The organism is Bradyrhizobium sp. SOJA106, assembly GCF_059448745.1.
Genome location: NZ_CM182549.1, coordinates 5,857,693 through 5,881,617 on the forward strand (window position 1 = coordinate 5,857,693; position 23,925 = coordinate 5,881,617).

General features: G+C 59.2%; 19 protein-coding genes. 13 read left to right on the top strand and 6 right to left on the bottom strand.

Annotated elements, in window-relative coordinates:
- The first annotated feature begins 91 nt into the window (after positions 1–91).
- The 6 genes from AC5V87_RS27590 to AC5V87_RS27615 all read left to right on the top strand — a co-directional run bounded on the left by AC5V87_RS27590 (position 92) and on the right by AC5V87_RS27615 (position 7,387).
- On the top strand, positions 92–913 hold the full coding sequence (locus AC5V87_RS27590; RefSeq protein WP_456837243.1) for an ABC transporter ATP-binding protein: 822 nt from the start codon (positions 92–94) through the stop codon (positions 911–913).
- Positions 910–2,841, top strand: a complete 1,932-nt coding sequence (locus tag AC5V87_RS27595) for a long-chain fatty acid--CoA ligase (RefSeq protein ID WP_495368302.1) — start codon at positions 910–912, stop codon at positions 2,839–2,841. The genes AC5V87_RS27590 and AC5V87_RS27595 overlap by 4 nt, the downstream gene beginning before the upstream one ends.
- Before the next feature lie 268 nt (positions 2,842–3,109).
- Entirely contained in the window at positions 3,110–4,003 is an 894-nt protein-coding gene (locus tag AC5V87_RS27600; RefSeq protein WP_456837240.1) for a branched-chain amino acid ABC transporter permease, read from the top strand.
- A gap of 3 nt (positions 4,004–4,006) precedes the next feature.
- Positions 4,007–5,080 carry a branched-chain amino acid ABC transporter permease gene (locus tag AC5V87_RS27605; protein ID WP_495368303.1) on the top strand — a complete coding sequence of 358 codons (1,074 nt, stop codon included), beginning with the start codon at positions 4,007–4,009 and terminating at the stop codon, positions 5,078–5,080.
- 45 nt (positions 5,081–5,125) lie between these two features.
- Positions 5,126–6,409 (top strand): ABC transporter substrate-binding protein, encoded by a 1,284-nt coding sequence (locus AC5V87_RS27610; RefSeq protein ID WP_495368304.1) that lies wholly within the window; start codon positions 5,126–5,128, stop codon positions 6,407–6,409.
- Between the two features lie 138 nt (positions 6,410–6,547).
- Positions 6,548–7,387, top strand: coding sequence for an ABC transporter ATP-binding protein (locus AC5V87_RS27615; RefSeq protein ID WP_495368305.1), 840 nt, complete (start codon positions 6,548–6,550; stop codon positions 7,385–7,387).
- A gap of 3 nt (positions 7,388–7,390) precedes the next feature.
- Here the strand turns inward: AC5V87_RS27615 and AC5V87_RS27620 are convergent, their stop codons facing one another.
- Positions 7,391–8,530, bottom strand: a complete 1,140-nt coding sequence (locus tag AC5V87_RS27620; RefSeq protein ID WP_495368306.1) for an AGE family epimerase/isomerase — start codon at positions 8,528–8,530, stop codon at positions 7,391–7,393.
- Positions 8,531–8,616: 86 nt separating this feature from the next.
- Between AC5V87_RS27620 and AC5V87_RS27625 the strand changes: the two genes are divergently transcribed.
- Entirely contained in the window at positions 8,617–9,840 is a 1,224-nt protein-coding gene (locus AC5V87_RS27625; RefSeq protein ID WP_495368307.1) for a phenylacetate--CoA ligase family protein, read from the top strand.
- Positions 9,841–9,842: 2 nt separating this feature from the next.
- Here the strand turns inward: AC5V87_RS27625 and AC5V87_RS27630 are convergent, their stop codons facing one another.
- Positions 9,843–11,480, bottom strand: coding sequence for a carbamoyltransferase family protein (locus AC5V87_RS27630; protein WP_495368308.1), 1,638 nt, complete (start codon positions 11,478–11,480; stop codon positions 9,843–9,845).
- 122 nt (positions 11,481–11,602) lie between these two features.
- On the opposite strand from AC5V87_RS27630, the gene AC5V87_RS27635 reads away from it, so the two are divergent.
- From AC5V87_RS27635 to AC5V87_RS27650, 4 genes are all read left to right on the top strand, one after another.
- Positions 11,603–11,956, top strand: coding sequence for an HAD family hydrolase (locus AC5V87_RS27635; RefSeq protein WP_495368309.1), 354 nt, complete (start codon positions 11,603–11,605; stop codon positions 11,954–11,956).
- Between the two features lie 1,068 nt (positions 11,957–13,024).
- On the top strand, positions 13,025–13,924 hold the full coding sequence (locus tag AC5V87_RS27640; protein WP_495368310.1) for an NAD-dependent epimerase/dehydratase family protein: 900 nt from the start codon (positions 13,025–13,027) through the stop codon (positions 13,922–13,924).
- Between the two features lie 259 nt (positions 13,925–14,183).
- Positions 14,184–14,459, top strand: coding sequence for a hypothetical protein (locus AC5V87_RS27645; RefSeq protein ID WP_495368311.1), 276 nt, complete (start codon positions 14,184–14,186; stop codon positions 14,457–14,459).
- 692 nt (positions 14,460–15,151) lie between these two features.
- The gene (locus AC5V87_RS27650; protein ID WP_495368312.1) at positions 15,152–16,405 is read left to right on the top strand and encodes a glycosyltransferase family 4 protein; all 1,254 of its coding nucleotides are present in this window, start codon (positions 15,152–15,154) and stop codon (positions 16,403–16,405) included.
- 86 nt (positions 16,406–16,491) lie between these two features.
- On the opposite strand, the gene wecB is transcribed toward AC5V87_RS27650, so the two are convergent.
- Positions 16,492–17,601: a non-hydrolyzing UDP-N-acetylglucosamine 2-epimerase gene (gene wecB / locus AC5V87_RS27655; protein WP_495371949.1), complete on the bottom strand. Its 1,110-nt coding sequence runs from the start codon at positions 17,599–17,601 to the stop codon at positions 16,492–16,494.
- 435 nt (positions 17,602–18,036) lie between these two features.
- Here wecB and AC5V87_RS27660 point away from each other — a divergent pair, with 435 nt between their 5' ends.
- Positions 18,037–18,297: a hypothetical protein gene (locus tag AC5V87_RS27660; protein ID WP_495368313.1), complete on the top strand. Its 261-nt coding sequence runs from the start codon at positions 18,037–18,039 to the stop codon at positions 18,295–18,297.
- Between the two features lie 721 nt (positions 18,298–19,018).
- Here the strand turns inward: AC5V87_RS27660 and AC5V87_RS27665 are convergent.
- Positions 19,019–20,143, bottom strand: coding sequence for a glycosyltransferase (locus tag AC5V87_RS27665; protein ID WP_495368314.1), 1,125 nt, complete (start codon positions 20,141–20,143; stop codon positions 19,019–19,021).
- Positions 20,136–21,503 (bottom strand): glycosyltransferase, encoded by a 1,368-nt coding sequence (locus tag AC5V87_RS27670; protein WP_495368315.1) that lies wholly within the window; start codon positions 21,501–21,503, stop codon positions 20,136–20,138. The genes AC5V87_RS27665 and AC5V87_RS27670 overlap by 8 nt, the downstream gene beginning before the upstream one ends.
- A 508-nt stretch (positions 21,504–22,011) precedes the next feature.
- Between AC5V87_RS27670 and AC5V87_RS27675 the strand changes: the two genes are divergently transcribed.
- On the top strand, positions 22,012–23,391 hold the full coding sequence (locus tag AC5V87_RS27675; protein ID WP_495368316.1) for a glycosyltransferase: 1,380 nt from the start codon (positions 22,012–22,014) through the stop codon (positions 23,389–23,391).
- Between the two features lie 106 nt (positions 23,392–23,497).
- Here the strand turns inward: AC5V87_RS27675 and AC5V87_RS27680 are convergent, their stop codons facing one another.
- Complete coding sequence (locus AC5V87_RS27680) at positions 23,498–23,839, bottom strand: hypothetical protein (protein ID WP_495368317.1); 342 nt, start codon at positions 23,837–23,839, stop codon at positions 23,498–23,500.
- Positions 23,840–23,925: the final 86 nt, after the last annotated feature.

Consider the following 23,925-nt stretch of genomic DNA (forward strand, 5'->3'; position numbering starts at 1 on the left):
ATGGCCTCGCCGGCTCGGCCGTACTAGGATCGCACCGACGAACGGACGAAGAGCGCCACTGAATGCGCCATCACCGGGAGGGATTTGTTTGGTGGCTACCAGTCTCGAAGTGCGCGGCGTGTCCTTGCGATTCGGCGGCGTCCGTGCGCTGACCGATGTCAGCTTCGCCATCAGGGAGGGCGAGCTGTTCTCGATCATCGGCCCCAACGGCGCCGGCAAAACATCGATCGTGAATTGTATTTCCGGCCGCTACAAGCCGACCGAAGGCCAGCTATTCTACCAGGGCCGTGACATCACCGGCCTTACGCCGAATGCGCGTCCGACGCTCGGCATCGGCCGCACCTTCCAGAATTTGGCGCTGTTCCACCACATGAGTGTGCTCGACAACATCATGGTCGGGCGCCATCACCTCCTGAAGAACAACTTCCTCACCGGCTCGCTCTACTGGCTCACCGGCGCGCGCAAGGAGGAGCTTGAGCACCGCCACAAGGTCGAGGAGATCATCGACTTCCTCGACCTCCAGTCGGTCCGCAAGGCGACCGCCGGAACCCTCCCCTATGGCCTGCGCAAGCGCGTGGAACTCGCCCGCGCCATGGCGCTGGAGCCGCGCCTCATCCTTCTCGACGAGCCGATGGCCGGCATGAATTTCGAGGAGAAGGAGGACATGGCCCGCTACATCGTCGATCTCAATGAGGAGTTCGGGATGACGGTGGTGATGATCGAGCACGATATGGGCGTGGTGATGGACATCTCCCACCGCGTCATGGTGCTGGATTTCGGCCGCAAGATCGCCGAGGGCGATCCGGCCGCCGTGCTCGCCGATCCCCACGTCAAGCGCGCCTACCTCGGTGAAGAAGACGAGGTGCTGGTCGATCCCGACGATGCCCCGCCCGCACAGGAGAGCGCGGCATGATGGATTATGCAGGCCGCGTCGCGCAGGCCGATACCTATCCGAAAATGCTGCGGCTCAACGCCAGAGAGCATGGCAAGGAGATCGCGCTGCGCGAAAAAGATCTCGGCCTCTGGCGCGTCTTCACCTGGAACGACTATCAGACTCGCGTGCGCGATTTTGCGCTCGGCCTCGTCGAGCTCGGCCTCGGCCGCGGCGACGTCATCGGCATCATCGGTGACAATCGGCCGGACTGGGTCGCGGCGGAAGTAGCTACCCATGCGATCGGCGGGTTGAGCCTCGGGCTCTATCGCGACGTGCTGGACGAAGAGGCCTCCTACCTCCTCAATTATGGCGAGGCCCAGCTCGTCTTCGCCGAGGACGAGGAGCAGGTCGACAAGCTGCTGACCCTCGCCGACCGCGTGCCGAAGCTGAAGCACATCATCTATTCCGATCCCCGTGGAATGCGGAAGTACGACGACCCGCGCCTGATGTCGGCGGAGAAGTTTGCCGAGCTCGGCCGCGCGCGGGTCGGACGGGAGCCGGAGCTTTATGACAAGCTGGTCGATGCGACCAAAGGCGAGGACGTCGCGATCCTCTGCACCACATCGGGCACCACCTCGCATCCCAAGCTTGCGATGCTCGCCGCCGGCCGCGTCCTCGGCCATTGCGCGACCTATCTCGCCTTCGATCCAAAGGGACCGGACGACGAATATGTCTCGGTGCTGCCGCTGCCCTGGATCATGGAGCAGGTCTACGTGCTCGGCAAAGGCCTGCTCTGCCGGATGAAGATCAACTTCGTCGAAGAGCCCGACACGATGATGAACGATCTGCGCGAGATCGCGCCGACCTTCGTGCTGTTCGCGCCGCGCGTCTGGGAATCGATCGCCGCCGACGTCCGCGCCAAGGTGATGGACGCGACACCTTTCAAGCAGCGCCTGTTCGACATCGGCATGAAGTCGGGCCTCGCCGCGCTTGAACAGGGCAAGCGCTCGGGCTTTGCCGACGCGATCCTGTTCCGCGCGCTGCGCGACCGCCTCGGCTTCACCCGTCTGCGCTCGGCTGCCACGGGCGGCGCCGCGCTCGGGCCCGACACGTTCAAGTTCTTCCAGGCGATGGGCGTGCCGCTGCGCACGCTCTACGGCCAGACCGAGCTGCTCGGGGCCTACACGCTGCATCCCGAGGGCAAGGTCGATCCTGACACGACTGGCGTGCCGATGGCCGACAGCGTCGAGATTCGCATCGACAATGCCGATGTCCATGGCGTCGGCGAGATCGTGGTGCGACACCCCAACATGTTCCTCGGCTATTACAAGAACCCGGAGGCCAGCGTCGCGGACATCAAGGACGGCTGGATGTGCTCAGGCGACGCCGGCTATTTCAACGCCAACCAGCAGCTCGTCGTCATCGACCGCATCAAGGATCTCGCCGAGACCTCGCGCGGCGAGCGCTTCTCGCCGCAGTTCATCGAGAACAAGCTGAAGTTCTCGCCCTATATCGCGGAGGCCGTGGTGCTGGGCGCCGGCCGCGACGCGCTCGCGGCGATGATCTGCATCCGCTACTCCATCATCTCGAAATGGGCGGAGAAGAACCGCCTCTCCTTCACCACCTACAGCGATCTCGCCTCACGGCCCGAGGTCTATGCGCTGCTGCAAAAGGAGGTCGAGACCGTCAACGCCACGCTGCCGCCGGCCCAGCGCATCTCGCGCTTCCTGCTGCTCTACAAGGAGCTCGATGCCGACGACGGCGAGCTCACCCGCACAAGGAAGGTGCGCCGCGGCGTCATCAACGAGAAATACGCAGGGATCATCGACGCCATCTACCGCGGCGATGCCGAGATTCCCGTCGACACCGTGATCCGCTTCCAGGACGGCACCACGCAGAGGGTGCGAACCACGTTGCGCGTGGTGGATCTCGGCGGACGAGGCCACATGGCGGAGGCTGCGGAGTGACACAGGTATCCGTCGCGAACGGCGCTGCCCTGCGCCTCTCCCTGCTTGCGGCAGGGCTGTCGCATATGCGTAATGCTGCAAGTTCGATGTGTCTTGTGAGTAGCAAATCGCTCCACAAACTCGTCATGCCCGGGCTTGTCCCGGGCATCCACGTCTTGTTTTGCAGGAGTGAAGACGTGGATGGCCGGGACAAGCCCGGCCATGACGCTGTGGAGGATTTAACGCCCCGACTCGTCCGCAAGCGGGGAAAGGCGAAGGATAGCATCACATGAACACCGCCTTCCTCATCGAGCTCCTGGTCAACGGCCTCGTGGTCGGCACGCTCTATGGCGTGGTCGCGATGTCGTTCGTGCTGATCTACAAGGCGACGCAGGTCGTCAATTTCGCGCAAGGTGAATTGCTGCTGGTCGGCGCCTGGGTGTGCTGGGCGCTGCTCGCCAAATACCAGGTGCCGTTCTGGATCGGCATGCCGATCACGCTGGTGTTCATGTTCGCGTTCGGCATCGCGGTCCAGGTGCTGATCCTACGGCCGATGATCGGCGAGCCGATCATCTCCGTGATCATGGTGACGATCGGCCTTTCCACCGTGCTCCAGGCAACGCTGAAATGGATGTTCGGCGTCAACCCGCAGCCGTTCCCACGCGTGTTCGAGAGCCAGTCAGTCAGCCTGTTCGGCCTCCAGATCCAGACCGTCTATGTCATGAGCCTCGTGGTCTCGGTCGCCATGATGATCGGCATGGCCTGGTTCTTCCGCGCCTCGAAATATGGTCTTGCGATGCGTGCCACCGCGTTCAACCAGCAGGTCGCACAGTCGCTCGGCATTTCCGTTAAGAGCGTGTTCGCGATGGCCTGGGCGATCTCGGCGACGGTATCAGCTGTCGCGGGCGTCGTCGTCGCCGTCGTCAACGGCGTATCCTCGGGCCTTGCCGCCTACGGCATCAAGGTGTTCCCGGCGGCGATCCTCGGCGGGCTCGATTCCGTCGGCGGCGCCGTGCTCGGTGGCATCATCATCGGCCTGCTCGAGAACGTCGCCCAATATGTCGACAGCCAATACCTGCACTGGGGCAATCTCTACGAGATCGCACCGTTCTACGTCCTCATCATCGTGCTGATGATCAAGCCTTACGGCCTGTTCGGCACCCACGACATCGAGCGGATCTGACCCATGGCCGGCCCTGCCCTCATCCCCGCTGGTGACTTCCGCACCTCTTACGCCGCGGACACGACGATCTTCCCGACCACCACTAGCCGCAACTTCGCCATTGTGGGCGTTGCGCTGCTCTGCCTCGCGCCGCAATTCTTCACCGGTTACTGGCTCAGCATCCTGATCCAGATCGGCATCTTCTCGATTGCGGCGCTCGGCCTCAACATCCTGGTCGGCTTCACCGGCCAGATCTCGATCGGGCACGCCGCCTTCTTCCTGCTCGGCGCGTTCACCTCGGCCTACATCTCCAACAACGCGCCGATCCCGGTGTTCTTCGCGATTCCGCTTGCTGGCGTTATCACTGCGATGGTCGGGCTGATTTTCGGTATTCCGGCGGCGCGGCTGAAAGGCCTCTATCTCGTCATCGCGACGCTGGCGGCGCAATACATCCTGCTCGACTTCTTCTCGCGCGCCGAATGGTTCTCCGGCGGCTCCGTTCCGGCGAGCGCCAATCCGTTCTCGATCTTCGGCTACGCGTTGCGCGGCGACAAACAGTATTTCTACGTCGTGCTGGCCTACGTGCTGGCGAGCTATATCCTCGTCACCAACCTGATGCGCACACGCGACGGCCGCGCGCTCGTGGCGATCCGCGACCACTATCTCTCCGCCGAGATCATGGGCATCAACCTCACCAAATACCGCACGCTGTCGTTCGGCCTTGCCGCCTTCTTCGCCGGCATCGCCGGCGCACTCTATGCGCACTACCAACTCGTGGTCTCGCAAGAGGGTTTCGGCATCGAGCGCTCGATCCTGTTCCTGGCCATGATCATCATCGGAGGCACCGGCTCCATCATGGGCACGCTGATGGGCACCGCCTTCGTAGTGCTGCTGCCGGAGACGATGGAGTTCATCAGCCTCTATTTGAAAGGCGGCGCGATCGACAAGGCGCTGTCACTCAACAACAACATCACCTTCCTGCGCGAGATTGCGATCGGGCTGATCATCATTGCGTTCCTGATGTTCGAGCCCGACGGGCTTGCGCATCGCTGGCGGCAGATCAAGGCGTATTGGAAACTCTACCCGTTCTCGCACTGAGCACGGAAACTCACGAACCAACGAATAAGCAGGAGGAGGCAACCAATGAAGACAAAAATCCTTTTGAGCACTGCATCGCTCGCGATCGCGATTGCCGCATTCTCGGGGAGCGCGCAGGCGCAGATCGCGATCGGCCACCTCGCCGATTATTCCGGCGGCACCTCCGACGTCGGCACGCCCTACGGCCAGGCCGTCGCCGACACCTTTGCGTGGGTCAACAAGAATGGCGGCGTCAATGGCAAGCAGCTCAATGTCGACACCAACGACTATGGCTACCAGGTGCCGCGCGCGATCGCGCTGTACAAGAAATGGTCTGCGCCAGACAGCAAGGTCGCGGCGATCATGGGCTGGGGCACCGCGGATACCGAGGCGCTGACCGGCTTCCTCGCGCAGGACAAGATTCCCGACATGTCCGGCTCCTATGCCGCGGCGTTGACCGACCCCGAAGGGGTCAGCGGCAAGGCCAAGCCCGCTCCTTATAATTTCTTTTACGGCCCGAGCTATTCGGACTCGCTGCGCGCGATGCTGATGTGGGCGGCCGAGGACTGGAAGGCCAAGGGCAAGTCCGGCAAGCCCAAGTTCGTGCACATGGGTGCCAACCACCCCTATCCGAACGCGCCGAAGGCCGCCGGCGAAGCCATGGCGCAGGAGCTCGGCTTTGAAGTGCTGCCGCCGCTGGTGTTCGCGCTCTCCCCAGGTGACTACAGCGCGCAGTGCCTCAGCCTGAAATCCTCGGGCGCCAACTATGCCTATCTCGGCAACACCGCGGCCTCCAACATCTCGGTGATGAAGGCCTGCAAGACCGCCGGCGTCGACGTCCAGTTCCTCGGCAATGTCTGGGGCATGGACGAGAACGCCGCCAAGACCGCAGGCGATGCCGCCAATGGCGTGATCTTCCCGCTGCGCACTGCGGTGAGCTGGGGCGGCGATGCGCCCGGCATGAAGACGGTGATCGAGATCTCCAAGATGTCGGACCCCACCGGCAAGGTCTATCGCCCGGTGCACTACATCGCGGCGGTCTGCTCGGCGCTGTACATGAAGGAGGCGCTCGACTGGGCCGCCAAGAACGGCGGCGCCACCGGCGAGAACGTCGCCAAGGGCTTCTATCAGAAGAAGGACTGGGTGCCCGCCGGCATGGAAGGCGTCTGCAATCCCTCGACCTGGACCGACAAGGACCATCGCGGCACGCTGAAGGTCGACCTCTATCGCACCAAGGTGTCAGGCGCGACCGACGGCGACCTCAACGACCTCATGGCCAAGGGCACGATCAAGCTCGAGAAGGTCAAGACCGTCGAGCTGCCGCGCAAGCCGGAACTGTTGGGTTGGTGAGCCTGGCACTCACCTCCATGGTCGTTCCGGGGCGCCTTGAAGAGACGAACCCGGAACCTCGAGATTCCGGGTTCGGTCCTGCGGACCGCCCCGGAATGACGGGATAGAGCCGTGACGATACCGAGAGAGTAACTGACCATGAGTGAAACGGCTCAGATCGAGCGTCCCTCCCCCAGCGTCGTCCCCGCGCCGCCCCTCCTCGCCGTGCGCAACATCGAGGTCGTCTATGACGACGTCATCCTGGTGCTGCGCGGCCTGAGCCTCGACGTGCCCAAGGGCGCGATCGTGGCGCTGCTGGGAGCCAATGGCGCCGGCAAGTCGACGACGCTGAAGGCGATCTCGGGACTGCTCAAGACCGAGGACGGCGAGGTCACGCGCGGCGAGATCCTGTTCGAGGGCGAGCCGATCGCCGGCATCGACCCCGACAAGATCGTCCGCCGTGGCATCTTCCAGGTGATGGAGGGCCGGCGCATCGTCGCGGATATGACGTCGCTGGAAAACCTCAAGCTCGGCGCCTTCACCCGCAGGGACCGCGAGGTCGACGCCGATCTCGACATGGTCTTCAACTATTTCCCGCGCCTGAAGGAGCGCACTGGGCTTGCTGGTTATCTTTCCGGCGGCGAGCAACAGATGCTCGCGATCGGGCGCGCTTTGATGGCGCGCCCGAAGATGATTCTGATGGACGAGCCGTCGATGGGCCTGTCGCCGCTGCTCGTGAAAGAAGTGTTCGCCATTATCCAGAAGATCAACCGCGACCTCGGCGTCACCATCCTGCTGGTCGAGCAGAACGCGCGCGCCGCGCTGTCGGTGGCGAGCCACGGCTACATCATGGAGCAGGGCAAGGTCGTGCTCGACGGCACCGCCGACGAGCTGCGCGACAACGAGGACGTCAAGGAGTTCTACCTCGGCGGCGCCGGCGACCAGCGCAAGAGTTTCAAGAACCTCAAGAGTTTCAAGCGCCGCAAGCGGTGGCTCTGAAACTCACTCGAGCACCTGCTCCGCTTCGATGACTGCGCAGAGAACATGATAGAACGACGACGCAGGAATGGTGTCGACCAGCGACTTGCCGTCGCGATCAAACTGGTCGTACCAGCCGCCCCTCACGGGATGGCTGAGATAATGCCGTTCGAGCCGCACCAGCGCCGCGCGCGCTTCGTCCGCGGCGCCCGCCTCGCCGGATTCGGCCTGCGCGATCCACGCCTTCGCCATCTCGGTCTGCGGCCACAGCCGGCGCGTCGCGCGGCGGATGTTACCGCTCGCATCGCCCTCGTCAGTGAGGCAGCCAGTCGCCTCGTCGCGATAGCAGAGCGCCGTCGCAAGCAGCTCGGCGCGGCGCTGGCCGGTCGGGCAGCCCGTGATGCGCTCAAATCCCTTCAAGAGCCAGACCCATTCCGCCTGATGGCCGGCCTCCACGCTGACCGGCTCGATCTTCGACCAGTCCTCCTCGAAATATTCCGTCAGGATGCGCTTCTGCTTGTCGTAGAGATTGGCGAGGAACAGCGCGAAGAATTCGCCGGCGCGGTTCTGGAACGACAGATCGTGGGTCGCGTCGAAGCACGCGATCATCGCCTCGAACAGATGCATGTGCGGGTTCTGCCGGCGCGGCAGCGAGACCGGCAGGCTTTCGTGGACGCCGCCATGCGGCGAGCGCAGGTGGCCATCAAGGAAAGCGAGCAGCGCGTCGATCTCGGCGCGCACCTGGGCGTCCTGGTCGAGCGAGTAGACAGCCGCGAGCGCAAACAGGATGAACGCGTGGTCATAGGCATCGCGCCGCGCGTCGAGCACCGCGCCCTCCGGCGTCAGCCGGTGCACATAGCCAGGCTTGCCGTCGGGCCCCTTCGCCTTGGCCAAGAGATGCTCCAGCCCCTTCAGCGCGACGGCGCGGCCTTGCGGATACCAGCCCATCTGCGCCGCCTTGGCGTAGCACCAGATCTGGCGCGCCTGCACGAACACGCGGCGCGGTGCGGCTGCGTCCGCCGTGCCATCGCGATGCAGCCGGTCGATGAAGCCGCCGGCGACGCCATCCCAGCCGGTCGTCGACCACAACGGCAGCGCGTCCTCGATCATGCGGAGCTTCAGGCGCGCGACGACGTCCGCCGCAATCATTCCTTCGTCCGCCATCGCGTCCTCTTCAAGCCGAGCCAATGGCCGTCTGATACCCATGCCGGCGGCGGCGCGCAACGGATGCCAACCCGGAAAGACCCGCCATGACCGCCCATTACGACGCCCGCGAGACGCGCGAACCGGTCGCGCGCGAGACCGAGCTGTTCGCCCGCTTGCCGGAGGTGTTGCGCAGCGCGATGGCAGCGCCGGCCTATGCCGAGCGGCTGAAGGGCATCGAACCCACTGCCGTGACCTCCCGGGCGGCACTGGCGGGCTTGCCGGTGCTGCGCAAGTCGGAGCTGCCGGCCTTGCACAAGGCCTCCCAGCCCTTTGGCGGCTTCGTTGCGGCGGCGCCGGGATCGTTCGCCCGCCTTTTCACCTCGCCCGGCCCGATCTTCGAGCCGGAGGGGCGGCAGGCCGACCCCTGGCGCGGCGCGAGGGCGCTGTTCGCGGCCGGATTCCGCCCCAATGACGTCGTCCTCAATACCTTCAGCTATCACCTCACCCCTGGCGGCTTCATCTTCGACGCCTCGGCGCGCGCGCTCGGTTGCGCGGTGATCCCCGCCGGGCCTGGCAATACCGAGCAGCAATTCGAGCTGATCGAGGCCTACCGGCCCGTCGGCTACAGCGGTACGCCGGATTTTCTGAAGATTCTGCTCGATGCCGCGGAGACCGCGGGCCGGGACGTCTCCTCGATCAAGCGTGCGCTTGTCTCGGGCGCGGCCTTCCCCCTCTCGCTCCAGGCCGAGATCAAGGCGCGCGGCATCGATGCCTACCAGGCCTTCGGCACCGCGGATCTTGGCCTCATCGCCTTCGAGACCGAAGCGCGCGAGGGCATGGTCGTGAACGAGGATCTGATCCTGGAGATCGTCAAGCCCGGCACCGGCGATCCCGTCGTACCTGGCGATGTCGGCGAGATCGTCGTCACCTCGCTTGACCCGCACCATCCCTGGATCCGGCTTGCGCTGGGCGATCTCACCGCCGCGCTGCCGGGCACCAGCCCCTGCGGCCGCACCAACATGCGGATCAAGGGATGGATGGGCCGCGCCGACCAGACCACCAAGGTCAAGGGCATGTTCGTCCGGCTCGAGCAGGTCGCCGAGATCGGCAAGCGCCATTCCGCGCTCGGGAGGCTGCGCCTTGTCGTCACGCGCCACGGCGAGACCGACGCGATGACGCTGAAAGCGGAAACGGCCGCCGCGAGCGACAGCTTACGCGAGGAGATCGCCGCCACCTTGCGCGCGGTGACGAAGCTCGGCGGCAATGTCGAGCTGGTCAGCCCGGGCGCGCTGCCGAACGACGGGAAGGTGATCGCGGACGAGCGCTGACCTCAGCTCTGCTTCGACAGCCGATAAGGCCCAAGATAGAGCACATCGAGCCCCGAGCAGAAATACGTGTGCAGCGCCTCCAGCGGCGCGTTCACGGTGGGCTGCTCGTTGATGTTGAGGCTGGTGTTGATAAGGACCGGCAGTGACGTCGCCTTTGCGAATTCTCCAATCAGGCGGCTGTAGAGCGGATTGCTGTCAGCATGGACGCTCTGGATGCGTGCGGTGTTGTCGACGTGGACCACCGCCGGCATGGTCTCGGCGACTTTCTCGTTGACCGGGAACGTCACCACCATGAAGGGCGCGTCGAACGTGTCCTCGAAATATTCGGCTTGGCGCTCGTATAACACCGACGGGCAGAACGGACGGAACTCCTCGCGATATTTGATCGTGAGGTTGATGCGGTCCTTCATGCCGGCATGGCGCGGATCGGCCAGGATCGAGCGGTTGCCGAGCGCCCGCGGACCGTATTCCATCCGCCCCTGGAACCAGCCCACCGTCTTCTGCTCCGTCAGGTCGCTGACGCAGCGCGAGACGGGATCGTCGAGCAGTTCGAACTTCGCGCCGACCTTGTCCAGCGTCTCCCGGATCGTGTCGTTGGAATATTCCGGTCCCCAGTAGGCGTGGGTCAGCGCCGCGATCGCGTGTCCCGCTTCCGCGCACTTCATCATCGCGGCGCCCAGCGCCACGCCCGCATCGTGCGGCACCGGCGGGACGTAGAGACGCTTCACCGACGGCGCGGCCGCGATCTCCATGTTCATCTTGCAGTTCAGCCCGACACCGCCGGCGATGCAGACATCGCCGCAGCCCGTCTCGGCGATCGCGGTGCGGATCACCTCGGTGGTGACGATCTCGAGTTGCTTCTGGCCGCTCGCGGCGATGTTCGTCAGTCGCTGGTCGAGCGGCGCGCCACGCAACCGCCGCGGACCCAATATTTTCTCCATCTTCTCGGTGAAGATGCGCTCCTGCCGTGTGGAGAAGTCGCTGGTGAAAATGTCCGCATCGCGCCGGCGCTTGTCGAGCTCGGGATCGAGCTCGTAGTTGATACCTGCCGGGCGCAGCAGCCTGGCAAACTTGTCCAGATATTCGGGGCTGCCATACGACGACAGGCCCATGACCTTGTACTCGTCGTTGGTCATCTGATAGCCGAGATACTGCGTCAGCATCCCGTAATAGAGACCAAGGCTGTTGTGGCGGCCGAACCGCGTCAGCACGCGGAAGTCGTTGCCGCGCGCATGGGCGACGAGACCCGAGCTGGAATCGCCGGAGAAGTCGAAGCAGGCAACGGTCGCCTCGGAGAAACCGGAGCCATAGAACGAGCTCGCGGCATGACACAGGTGATGGTCGTAGAGTTCGATCTTCGGGCTATGCCCGAACTGGTACTTGAAATACTCCGTGAGACGCTGCGTATAATTCGTATAGGTTTTCAGCGGCGAGCAGATCCAGTCGACCTCGCGCATGGTGATGCCGGCCTGCTTCAGGCAGTAGCCGATGGCACCGCGCGGCAGCTCGCCGCGCGCATGCTTGGCCAGCGTGAACCGTTCTTCTTCGGCGGCGCCAATCAGCTCACCGTCGCGCAACAGCACCGCCGCGCCATCGTGGTGGCCGTGCTTGATGCCAGAGCTGATCCCGATCACATACATTCGTGCATATCCTTGAAAGCTGCTTTCTACAGCACTGTGAAACAAAGTAAATCAGGCTTGGCGAGACCAGCCGATATTCTGACTTGAAGCAGACGCTGGGGCACGTAGCATAGAAGCGGCCATTGAATTCCACATTTCAGCTCGATGAAAAAGCTTGCCTTTTTTTAACCGAGACGGTGTCCTCATTGAGGACACCGGATATGTCTTTCGCCCCCAAGACCCTGCGGTGGATCGAAGGCGCCCGCGAATCAGTCAAATTCGTCAATGAAGCAGGCTATTTCGCCTTTGTCGTCACAATCACTCTGGCGTCGCTCGCGGCTTTTATGAGGATGCAGGAGCTCCACAGCTGGATGGCCGACGAACTGGCCAAGATCGAGGCGCATATCGACCAGTTGGAATACCGCCCCAACCATCCCGAGGCCGTGGTCGAACGCTATCGATGCAGCAGCACCCAGCGAAGACTGGGCCGGGAATGATCATCGAGCTTGTAGTACCTTACGCCGTCGATACCAGTCGGAGCATTCTCGTCGGCGACAAGCAAACCGACATTCAGGCAATTCTAGCCGCCGCATCAAGGGCTACCTTTTTTCAGGAGTCGACCTCTGCGCCTTCACCCAATCGGTCCTCACCAATGAACACCTTTGCGGGATCCAACACGACGCGTAGCGAACCCACTCTCTCTCTCTCTCTCTCTCTCTCGCCCCAAGCGCGCATCTGGCCGGTGGTGAGCACGAACTCGCAGGGCTTGTCGGCCCGGCTGCCTCGCCGAACACCGGCAAGTTGACTGCGGCCGAACGATAGCCGGCCCGACGTCGCCACGACCGGCCAGGTCGTCACTGTCCTCGCAGCTTTTCCTCTTCGCAAGCTTGACGGGCTGTCTCGCGGTCTCTGACGGGTCGCCGGAGCGTCTGCTTGACGCGTGCAGTTCAAAACCCCTCACGGGTTCGACGGAGCCAACGCTGATTAGATCGGCTGACATTTGGGTTCCGACACGTCGCAAGACGCTGTAGGCGACACGGGGTTGGAGAGCGGTTCTTCAGTAGCACCCAAGATCCAGCGATCACCGCACAGGGCGCTCGCTGGTGTAATGTCATAGTCCTCCGCTCCGGGATATCCGCCAATCGCGTCGCGCCAAAACAGCGCCGGCCGCAGTAAGCATCAGGGACTGCAGCGTCAGCGAATTGTAACTTGGCGCGGATTCGGCAAATGGAGCGTTGCAACTTCGGCAAATGGAGCGTTGCGACCCTGCGGATTGACCGCTCGACCTAGCGGAAACAGCAGGACGACAGCTCCACAGGAAGATGATTTCCGTCGAACATCGCGGCAGAATTCGTGGGGAATGCATGTCGTCCCAGAGCAAGGAAAGAACAATTCGAGGCTTGAGGACAGCGCGAGCGGCTGTTCCGAGATGCTGTCTACTCCACCCCAAGAAGCATCGGAACGCGCTTGCAAATTGCTCGTCGAAACGCCATGGATTAACTTAGCCATCGGTATTGACGGCCAACCGGCTACCCTACAGCTCCTTCGATGTCCATGTGCCCCTTATGAATAACCGAACCGTGCTCGTGACCGGCGCCGATGGATTCATCGGACGCTATCTTGTGCCTTACCTTGCATCTCGGCATCACAAGGTCGTAGCCGCATCCAGGAGCGCGCACGATTTCGAGCGCGAGAACATTGTCTCGATCCAGCTACCTGATATATCGGCGGCGCTCGACTGGGATCCCCTGCTGCAGCAATGCGACGCCGTTATCCACCTTGCGGGCATTGCGCACAAATTCGCCCACGATGACCTGTATGAGCGCGTCAATCACGGAGCAACGGAAGCCCTCGCCAGGGCTGCGTCTCGCCGAGGCATACATCTCGTGTTCGTCTCTTCCATCGCAGCACAATCGGGTTCATTTGCCGATCACGAGTTAACTGAAGACTGCGTTCCGAGACCAACCAATGGCTATGGACGATCAAAGCTGGCGGCTGAGCAAAGTGTTCGTGCGGCAGGAGTGCCCTTTACGATCCTGCGCCCCGTCGTGGTTTACGGCAGTGGAGCGAAAGGTAATGTCGCGATCATCGAAAAAGTGGCACGACTGCCAATACCGCTGCCGTTCGGCGCGCTAACTGCCAAACGATCAGTATTGTCAATTGAGAATCTTAGCTCGGCCATCGCACTGGCACTAACTGATCCACGCGCCCGAGGAGAAACGTTCATCGTCTCGAACCCCGCGCCTCTCACCGTTTCCGAGCTCATCGTGCAATACCGAACCAGCGCAGGCCGTCCCGCCCAGCTTATAAGAATTCCGGCGAAATGGATTGAACTGCTACTTAAAGCCTTCGGTCAGAACGAAATCTGGCAGCGAGTCGGCAAACCCTTGCTGGCACCGCCTACCAAACTCCTCGCATTCGGCTGGAAGCCATCTGGGGATTCCGACCACAACTTGCTGAACTAACCTATCGGACGCGACAACGTTCCAGCGATCATTCGCGGACAAGGCTGACGCCTCTCGCCCGGCAACTAAGACCGAAGGCTGATGAGGTCGCAAGCACGATGATTGCATTGAGACTCTCTGCCGGATATTCGACTGCGGGAAGCTGAGAGCGATCCACGCCATGAACGAAAAGGACAATCGAATCTTGTCTCGGCGCTGGAGTCTCGCGTTTGCCTGCTTTTTCGCGCACCGCGATCCTTAAGCCGGCGTGGCTTTGGTCTTGGAATTGCTGCTCTATCCGATCACTCGGAGCAAGCTCGCGCTATTTACGCCGGCATGGCTGGTCTTCATCGCAATTCTTCAAATGTTCGGCGCGAGAAGGGCTGCCATCCTCTCGCTGTTTTTGCCGATACTTGTGGGCGTGTTGAGCGCGATGGTTGAGACGAGGTCGAGCTATTTCGACATCGCCAACTTTCGCATGCCGGCAATTCCGTCGGTCGCCATGGAATTCTACAATGACTTCTTTTCCAATCGCCCGGTTACCTACTTTTGCTAGATTTGGCTGTTCAAGCCGCTGACGTTCTGCCCTATAGCGAGCCGTTATCGATCCTCATGGAGAAAGCATACAACCTCGGCAGGTACAACGCTTCGCCATTCGCTACCGAAAGGCATCGCGTCGGTCGGACCAGCATTCGCGCCAATTTCCACCCTTGCCTGCGGACCGGTCATAGATCTCACCAATCGCCTGTCCGCGGACTTACCGGCTAGCTTCGTACCGACATCCAGTGCGGTTCTGCCTCAGGTTCTCCTCAACGTGCCGCTCTCAACGACCTTGCTGACGCATGGTGCGGCGCTTCTCTTTCTGCTCTGGTACATTGCACCCCGCGAAGAGCGTTCGAACAAAAGGAGAGTGAACAGACAGTTCTTGAGAATTGACGGGGTGGCGCGTCGCATTCGGCAGCCGCAAACTCTGCCGATCGTCTGGCCGTTGACGATCTAAATCCGACGGATTACCACTGCTCGTCGCCAACGTCCTGGCTGACCTCGCCGATTTCCATTCGAACAACTTTGCGGCGCTAGGCCAAACGGTGGCGAAAATCCACCCCGAACCACCTGGCTTCAGGCGTCCTGGGCAAACGAACGCGACATTGTGGTCGAACCGTTGGAGGCAATAGGCAGACGCGTTGTGCCCTCTCCAGTTGGCTGCAACTCCGTTCAACCAAATCCATACGCCGCGCGAGTTCGAGTATGAAAGATCGCCCTCTCCGCATTCTGATCGTTTCTCAGTATTTTTTTCCGGAAGCTTTCGGCGTGAACGCGCTCGTCGCCGACCTCCAAGAGCGCGGTCACAACGTCACAGTCCTGACTGGCATGCCGAATTACCCTTCGGGTCTCTTTTACGAAGGTTATGGCGGTTGGAAAGTGCGTCGCGAAACCTGGAAAAATGCCAGCATTGTTCGCATTCCTATTTTGGCGAGAGGACAAAGCTCCCGCTTACGCTTGGCCTTGAATTATCTATCCTTTGCGATCAACGCCAGCATTTTGGCTCCTTTCGTATTGAGGGATCGCCCTAGCGTCATTCTCGTGTATCAGATGTCGCCCGTGACGATGGCGCTGCCAGCACTGGTCGTAAAGCTGTTCACCAGTTCGAGTATCCTTCATTGGGTGCAAGACATCTGGCCAGAGAGTCTGATCGCAACGGGCGCCGTAAAAAACTCCATGGTCGTCGCCATATTGCGGCGCCTGGTTAGCTTGATATATCGACGCTCGTCAATCATTGCGGTGCAATCGCGTCAATTTGAGAAATTCATACGCTCTTTAGGGAACTCTGAAAGTGATATCAGATATCTTCCGAATACTGCTGATCGTTTCTATCGACCTGTCAACGTCCCGCTTGATTCATCCGAACGAAAGCTCTTCCGTCAAGGCTTCAATATCGTCATTGCCGGCAACCTCGGCCTAGCACAGAACCTGGAAGTGATCGTAGAGACGATTGGGTTGCTCAAGGAGCGGAGAGATATTCAGTGGGTTTTCATCGGCGATGGCCGTCGCCGGCCTTGGCTCGAGCGTCAAGTCGAAGAACGAAACCTTACCGGCACCGTTCAGATACTGGGATCTTTCCCTCCCGAGAAGATGCCAGTGTTCTTTGCGATCGCAGACGCGTTGCTTGTCACTCTGGGCGACGAGGAAATATTCTCCCTGACGATTCCATCCAGATTGCAGACCTACCTCGCATGCGGGCGTCCCATTCTGGGCGCGATATCCGGAGAGGCAGCAAACATTCTAACGGCCTCGGGCGCCGGATTTACAGTCTCGCCCAACGATCCCCGGCAACTCTCTGAAATGGTATTGAAGATGGCGCAGATGCCGCCCGAACGCCTCGACGCTCTCGGAAATGCAGCGTTGGAATACCATCGGCGGGAATTCGACCGAGACTACTGGTTGGACCGCCTGGAAGACTGGCTTGAGGAACTCAACCGAACTTCAATGTTACAGAACTGAATTTTGCTTCCTCATAACTTGCCAGCGTAACGCAAAGTTGGGACGAAGTGCGCAAAATGAGCCAGCGGCAGTCGCGCTAGTGTAGCTCATTTCGACCATACAGTCCGGTTTACGTAATCGACGTAGCTTACGATGATACGAATCACCTTCTGGGAGACGTCGGGAACGTTATAGTCGTCCACAACGACCGAACGAAATCCATTCTCATGCTGAGCTGTGACGATTTGGACGGACTGAAGGATGCGTTCGGGGTCGAGTCCTGTCATGATCAATGTACCCCGATCCATTCCCTCGGGCCGCTCGTGAGCCTCGCGGACCGTGATAGCCGGAAATCCAAGAATTGAGGATTCTTCGGTTATGGTGCCACTGTCGGAGACCACGCAAAATGCGTTCATTTGCAGTTTCACATAGCTGAGAAAGCCAAATGGCTTCAGAAACTCGATTCGACCGTCGCGCTCTCTGTCACCGAGCGCCTCAATGCGCCTGCGCGTTCGCGGATGCGTGGAAACAATCATCCGCACGTTGAAAGATGTCGCCAACCGTTCCAGACAGGTAAGCAGCCGATCGAGCTTTGCGGGCTCATCGACGTTTTCCTCACGATGCAAGCTCACGATAATGTACGATCTCGGCTTCAATCCGAGTTCATCGAGAATATCCGACTCATCGATTCCAGACCGATAATACGACAGCACCTCCGCCATCGTCGACCCGGTCTTGATAATGCGCTCGGGCGCCAGACCTTCATCAAGGAGATAGCGACGTGCATGTTCCGTCAAAGGTAAATTGATGTCCGACAGGTGATCGATGATCTTGCGGTTGATTTCTTCGGGGACTCGCTCATCGAAGCAGCGGTTGCCTGCCTCCATGTGAAACACCGGAATCTTCCGCCGCTTTGCGGGTATCACAGCTAAGCCGGTATTCGTATCACCGTAGATTAGAACACCGTCGGGCTTCTCTCGCTCAAAGGCCTCATCTGCAGCAATGATGACCTTGCCAATAGTTTCCGCGGCGGTTTCCCCTACCGCGTTGAGAAAAATATCCGGCCGACGGATGCCTAACTCCTGAAAAAAGACCTCGTTCAATTCGAAATCAAAATTCTGACCGGAATGAACAAGAACATGGTCGGTATGCCGGTCAAGCTCGGCGATGACTCTGCTGAGCTTGATGATCTCCGGACGGGTTCCAACAACGGTCATGATCCTTAACCGCGTCGTCTGATCCTGTTCAGCCACTGCAAAGTCCCTTCTTCACGAACCGCAGGTATCGCATAGCAAATTGGGGACTTCAAGCGAGCCACATCGACACGCATTCGGCGGCGCGGTTGACTTAATCAGATACCCCGCTGGCGGATCCCAAGGGGCAAATATCGTCGGCTCGGGCTCGCTGGAATGCGCCGATCAAATGCTCTCAGCAGTCACCGCGACCGGTTCTCGACTCCTAAGTAGAACCTCTCTAGCAGGGTGAACGAGGCCCATCCCAGCCCGACAGCACCGACAAAGCCGATCGTCCCCAGATAAAGAACATTGCCCACTGTGCCAAAAGGCGGAAACCAAAGGCGCCACCAAAACCTAAACAGCCCGACCAAAGCAACCGAATGCAGAAGATAAAACGAATAGGAGATCCCCCCAAGCATGACCAGCGGCGACCATGCAAGAACCGCGCAAGCCCCCTCGGCCGACGAGCGCCTTGCGGACTATTTCAAAGCCCGACCCCGCAAACAGACACACAAACTGCGAGGTCGCCAATATCCCGCGACCATCAGCCATCCGACAGCGCAATCGAGCAGCACGACTATCGAGTCCGGAGAGGCATCTGCGACCATCGTGGTTCCAGGAGACGAAAGCGTTCCGATCGACGCGCCGACAAACAAGAACAGAAAAAATTCGGAATAAAATCCAATCAGGGCCGGACCATAAGCGAAAATGACGCCGGCCGTGACTATCGCGCCGACGGCTGGAATCGCGAACCTTTGCGACAGCATGAGTACATGCGGAAGGTTCAGATAAAACGCCATTTAGTAGAACAGGGACCAAACAACATTGTTAAATACGATGCCCGGCACGCTAAACTAGATCGAATCCGACATCGCCAGAGAGGAATCGATCCACACCCAATAAAATTCACGGCGCTGCAATCATCAAAGCAAGCAAGAAGGCTGGATAGATTCGGAGCATCCGATTGCTGACGAACGCAAAATAGGAAGTCTTTTCGCTCAGCGATTTTGGTAATCAGGAATCCACTTAAAAGAAAAAAACACCGTGATGAGAGCGAAAGAGCCAGTACATGACTTTATCGAACGGATCGGACCATCCCTCAAACCCGATAGCGTTCGGGTTCTCGCCTCGAAACGTCGCCATGTATGGACCGCAATAATGAAACGAGGTTATTCCACGTGATCCTTCGAGACCGCGATTACGTTCAATCATGCCCGATAATTCGCCAATGAGAAAAGCGCGGCTGGCGAGCCGGTTCGTCATATGCTTCGCGCATACGCATTGAACGTCGCATCCACCCGCTGGTGGTTTGAAAGTATTGAAGGACGCTGCCATCGAAATCCGCTACTCAACTATTCTTCTTCTAGCCAACGCAGATTGAGTCACCAGGCCCTTGCAACTACGTCGCCGTCGTCACCCAATTGGGTCTGGTCCCGCACTGTGTCGTAATCCAGTTGTAAGCTTCGACGTAGCGATCTGCGATCGGCGGCCACGTGTATAGCTGAGCGTAATCTCGAGCTTGACTTCTAATTGACCGAAGGCGACTGGAATCCGTGGAAAGTGCACGACTCAGCGCGTCGCCCAACTGGGCTACGTCGTTATCAACAATCCATCCTAGGTTTCTTGAGGACAGCTCGCCCCACGGAGTGGCTTTGGTCGTAATAACCGGAAGGCCCGATAACAAAGCTTCCGCAATCGTGATCCCAAAATTTTCACTATACGAAGGAAGAACATAGATGGACGATCTTTCCAGTTTTCTCCACTTTTCTTCGCCGTACAACGGGCCACATAGTTTAACGTGAAGCCCGATCTTGAGCGATGAGATGCGGCGTTCAAGCTGCCTGAGATAAGAGGCTGCCCCATAGCCGTGAATATGAAGCTCATGGCCACGGCGGTCGATCGTGCTCCAGGCCTCCAAAAGATCGGGAATGCCCTTCTTGGGCGAAAGGCGGGCGAGGAAAAGCACGACGTTGTCTCGATCAGACGTTTTTGGCTGGGATAGATCTGCCGGACGATCACTGGTGTCGACTCCCACGGGAATAACCGCAATGGGCGCTGTTAATCCAAGGTCACGAAAATGATCACGTTCGAGATCGGTGCTGGCTACAAGCAGATCAGCCTGTTGCAGGATGTTTTTTTGATACAGCATCCACGCTGCCAACTTTTTCACCCGCTTATGTCTAAACGCCCAGGGCTCCAGCGATCCATGCGGGCTAATGACCAAACGCGCGCCTCGTGCCTTTGCTTCTCGATAAGCACGCCACTCAAATGGCGTCCACAATCCGTGAATGTGGACCACACTACTCATCGAGCCGTCAGGAAGTTCGCGAAAGCCGCCACCTCTCACGCCAACAACACGCAAATTTTTCGTTGGACGTTCCGGCGCAAGTCCAACGACGATATCCGCGTTTAAGCGCCGCTCCAGGAGCTTATGCACGGTAAGAGCAACACTTGCCATTCCGGCACCCGACCTACTCGCATCACACACGACAGTGGTGACCGTATTGCCGGATTCCTTATGCACGTCGCACGCTCATCTTTACCAGAGCTCTCCGGACAACCTTTGAGTATTTGACCGCTAGCGAGAACAACGACCGCCGCATCGACGCGTGCAGCTGATCGGGGCGGCGTTCATCTCCACTGTGCCTTGAGTGATCGTTGAGGGTCATCACGCCGTTAGCCCCCGCGTCGATGAAATCGTCAAACGAGCGCGCCATAGTTTCCAGGACGAAATCAGCCAAGAAAGCCTTCCGTGCGTTCGCGGCCATCTCAGAATAACGTTGTCGATTGACGACCAGCCGCGCCATTTCATCTAAGAGACCTTCTGTCGACAAGTTGGTGGCCAGAATACCGCAGTCTTTCTCGCGGACGAACTGAGCAGCAGCGGAATAGATTGGGCCGTGAAATATGATTGGTCGACCGGCAGCAAGGTAGAGCACCAGCTTGCTCGGAAAGCTCTGTCGGGCAACTTCTTCCATGGACGGGGCGAAAGGATATGGACAGTAGCAAAAATCGCAATCAGCAAGCAACTTCACTGCCTCCTTTTGCGATTTCCAACCAAGAAATGTCACACGATTTGCCGGCAGGGATGGCGGCCGAATTGCCCCCATGGCAACGATACTGACGCTGCATTCACCGACCATCCAATTCGCAGCCTCGAAGGCCGCAATCAACCTCGACCATTCGTCGGCTGCATAAAATTGGCCCGCCATCCCGATCGAAATAGATGAGCCAACACGCGGAAAAGTCGAAGGCGAACGGGCCAAGGCCCGCGGGTAGCTTAAAATGACAGGGACAGCTTTGACACCAAATCGAACCCGATAGGCTTTTGCCATGGCATCGGAAGCAGTCGCAACACCGACGCTTCTTGCGATAGTCGTATCGAATAGTTCCTGCGTTTCGCGGGCCGTGTCGTGGGGGATGCAATTCTCCTTAGCCCACCAGCTAAACGGGTCCCAAACCTGCGTGTAAAGCGGAACATTCAGCCCTTGCGCGACTGCAATTGCCATTCGAATCGTCGTCTGTCCCTGCAAGACGACCCAAACTCGATCGACCTGCTGCCTGCGACCAAATTCGATAGCTTTGCTGACAAGCGATTTAACGGACCAATTGCTGGCGTAAGCCTCTCCCGCCCGCGATACCACAGACGAAACCTTGGCCAGCGGAAAGTTCCGGGGCAACCAAGCCCAGTTCTCCAAGGGTTTTGAGTGGAACTCGACAGGGACGCCACCAAACTCCTGCGAGATCCGAAACGGGTGGGCCGGATTGACGACCGCAAAGCAGCAGATTGAGCCGCGGGGCAAAAACCTCACCATCGCAGAGAGGACGATCCCCGCGGTGAAATCGTCACAAGGCGGTACATCTGTTATGAGTAGAACTTTCATTGAAGAGAAGGCGCAGGCCTGTTGATGGTGACAAATCCGTCTGGGTGCCCGCTGCTGATGCGGGTCCGACGTCCCGGATCATACATCCCAGCAGGGCAGGCATAGGGTATCAGCTAACCGCTCCGGCGCATCGTCCTTCGGCTCACTTATGATCGTGAAATGGCGGGGATCGTTCTCGTTCGTCAGCTGGGACAAGGGCCAGGAATGCAACGGCAGCGCTGATCCCGCTAAATTAGCACATAGGGATTCCACAAACCATAGCTTCGATCTCCGGCGACTAAGACCTCATCCGACAACGCAATGAAACTCGCGCTCCATATGTTGTATTATCATGTTCCGCTATTTTAAGTAGCATTGCTGCGCAAGGAGAATGGTCGCCGGTTGCGCATGCATCGTTGATGGGTCCTCACTATTATCGTAAAAGGGCCCACGGTCCTATGCCGAGCTCGATGTTCGGACAGTAAGCCGACAATCTTTTCCGATACTCAACGCATGGCGCAGCCTTCGTATGTCACGTCGTCCTCGAATATTATTTGTTGCCATGCACGATAGTCCTCACGCCGCCCGCTGGATCGAGATGCTCGACGGCTTTGATTTCGATGTTCACCTTTTCCCGGTGAAGGCGGGGTCACCTCACGAAAAATTGCGCAATCTCACGCTGCATATTCCAGTCCTTGCAGCCTCGCCGCCCGCCGTTCGCGCTGAGGAGTGGATAAGTAAGGGTCTTCAGCTCGCGCGTCTCGCGCTTGATAATCCAACCAAGGCGCTCATTCGGCTTAAGCGAAAACTCCTGGCCTTTGCAAAAAAAAGACGTCCGTTGAGCAATTTAGGTGGCGGCTCCAAGATTACGATACGAAGCTTTCCGGTTGATCGCATTGTCCGCAGAGCCCCAGCGAAAGCGCAATCCGTCCGTCTTGGACGAGAAAACGAAAGCCCCCAGGCAACGACGCGCATCCACGGACCGGAGGTGCTGGCGTCTTTGATACAAGAGCTTAAGCCAGATCTGATTCATTCAATGGAATTTCAGCATTCGGCGTACCTCGTACTGGCCGCGCGCGATCACGCTACATTTCAGTTTCCAGGCTGGCTCGCGACCAACTGGGGAAGTGACATTTTTTACTTCGGAAGGGATCCCGAGCATGCCCGTCAAATCAGGCGCGTGTGCGAGACCATCGATCTTTACTCGTGCGAGTGTCACCGCGATCTCGCGCTAGGGCGAGCTTTCGGTTATCAAGGTCCCGACCTCCCAGTGCTGCCTAACTCTGGTGGCATGGACATAACACATGTGCTCAAACTTCGGGGAGCGACGCTCCCGTCTCAGCGCAAGGTGATTATGGTGAAAGGTTACGATCACTTTGCAGGCCGCGCGATGGTGTCCCTTGCTGTGCTCGAGCGGTTTGCCAAATCTTTGCGGGAATACACCATCATCTTGTTCTCGGTTGGCGCTAGACCAAAAGCTCGCGCTTTCGAACTCGCCAACTCAGGAATTCTGAACATTAAAGTAATTGACTCGGCGACACACGATGAGATTTTGGAATGTTTTGCCAAAGCACGAATATATCTGGGCGTCAGTGTTTCCGATGCTATCTCGACTTCTGTTCTTGAGGCGATGGCGATGGGTGCATTTCCCATCCAAACCAACACCTCATGTTGCGAGGAGTGGTTCATTCACGAAAGAACCGGTTTTGCGATCCCGCCAGACGATTTTGAGGTCATTTGTTCGAGCTTCAAATCTGCCTTGATGGACGATGCATTGGTGGATGCTGCCGCCATCGAAAACTTCGAAATCATAAAATCAAGACTCTCGCTTGAGGTTTTGCGCCCCCGCATGAAAGACTTTTACGAACAGGCACTTTCCTATCTTGCCCATCGAACAACTCAACCATGAAATACTCTTCAATGACTTCGTCGGTTGATCGCAAGTCGCCTCACCATACGTCAATTGCTTGTCGCGGAAGGAATGACAGCATCGCTCCAGTTCTACATCATCCGGATTATTCTTCGATTGAATCTGGAAGCCGAAGAACAGCAACGTCAGGGCTTCTTCCTGAACACGATGCAGCGTCGAGCGCGAGATCCAGCAACCTTTCCGGTGAGAACGTTCTGTTGTCGTAGCGATCAAGGATGTCCCGCCTAATCCGGGTGTCGCAGGCTTTCATCCCGCCGTAACTTTTGAGCACGTAGGCAAAATGGCGGCGAAAGTGCCCGACATTATCGTGCAGTCCGTAGACCTGCAATTCCGCCTCGTGGTCGCGTGCGATCTTGTCGAGAACACTGCGCGGAAAGGCCCATTTTGTCGTCTGGGCCCACCCGGGACTTGCTGCAGCATCATTCACGGATTTCCATCGCCTCCAAGCACCACGCCGCGCAGGCGCCTGAGTGGCCCCTACGGTCAGGCTTCGAGAAAAGGGGACCGTTTCGC

What these genes read in the sequence shown, in the direction of transcription:
- AC5V87_RS27600 (WP_456837240.1), top strand. Translation starts at nt 3,110, where the DNA reads ATGAACACCGCCTTCCTCATCGAGCTCCTGGTCAACGGCCTCGTGGTC.
- AC5V87_RS27670 (WP_495368315.1), bottom strand. Translation starts at nt 21,503, where the DNA reads ATGAAAGTTCTACTCATAACAGATGTACCGCCTTGTGACGATTTCACC.
- AC5V87_RS27640 (WP_495368310.1), top strand. Translation starts at nt 13,025, where the DNA reads ATGAATAACCGAACCGTGCTCGTGACCGGCGCCGATGGATTCATCGGA.
- wecB (WP_495371949.1), bottom strand. Translation starts at nt 17,601, where the DNA reads ATGACCGTTGTTGGAACCCGTCCGGAGATCATCAAGCTCAGCAGAGTC.
- AC5V87_RS27675 (WP_495368316.1), top strand. Translation starts at nt 22,012, where the DNA reads ATGTCACGTCGTCCTCGAATATTATTTGTTGCCATGCACGATAGTCCT.
- AC5V87_RS27650 (WP_495368312.1), top strand. Translation starts at nt 15,152, where the DNA reads ATGAAAGATCGCCCTCTCCGCATTCTGATCGTTTCTCAGTATTTTTTT.
- AC5V87_RS27620 (WP_495368306.1), bottom strand. Translation starts at nt 8,530, where the DNA reads ATGGCGGACGAAGGAATGATTGCGGCGGACGTCGTCGCGCGCCTGAAG.
- AC5V87_RS27605 (WP_495368303.1), top strand. Translation starts at nt 4,007, where the DNA reads ATGGCCGGCCCTGCCCTCATCCCCGCTGGTGACTTCCGCACCTCTTAC.
- AC5V87_RS27615 (WP_495368305.1), top strand. Translation starts at nt 6,548, where the DNA reads ATGAGTGAAACGGCTCAGATCGAGCGTCCCTCCCCCAGCGTCGTCCCC.
- AC5V87_RS27660 (WP_495368313.1), top strand. Translation starts at nt 18,037, where the DNA reads ATGACCAGCGGCGACCATGCAAGAACCGCGCAAGCCCCCTCGGCCGAC.
- AC5V87_RS27595 (WP_495368302.1), top strand. Translation starts at nt 910, where the DNA reads ATGATGGATTATGCAGGCCGCGTCGCGCAGGCCGATACCTATCCGAAA.
- AC5V87_RS27610 (WP_495368304.1), top strand. Translation starts at nt 5,126, where the DNA reads ATGAAGACAAAAATCCTTTTGAGCACTGCATCGCTCGCGATCGCGATT.
- AC5V87_RS27630 (WP_495368308.1), bottom strand. Translation starts at nt 11,480, where the DNA reads ATGTATGTGATCGGGATCAGCTCTGGCATCAAGCACGGCCACCACGAT.
- AC5V87_RS27625 (WP_495368307.1), top strand. Translation starts at nt 8,617, where the DNA reads ATGACCGCCCATTACGACGCCCGCGAGACGCGCGAACCGGTCGCGCGC.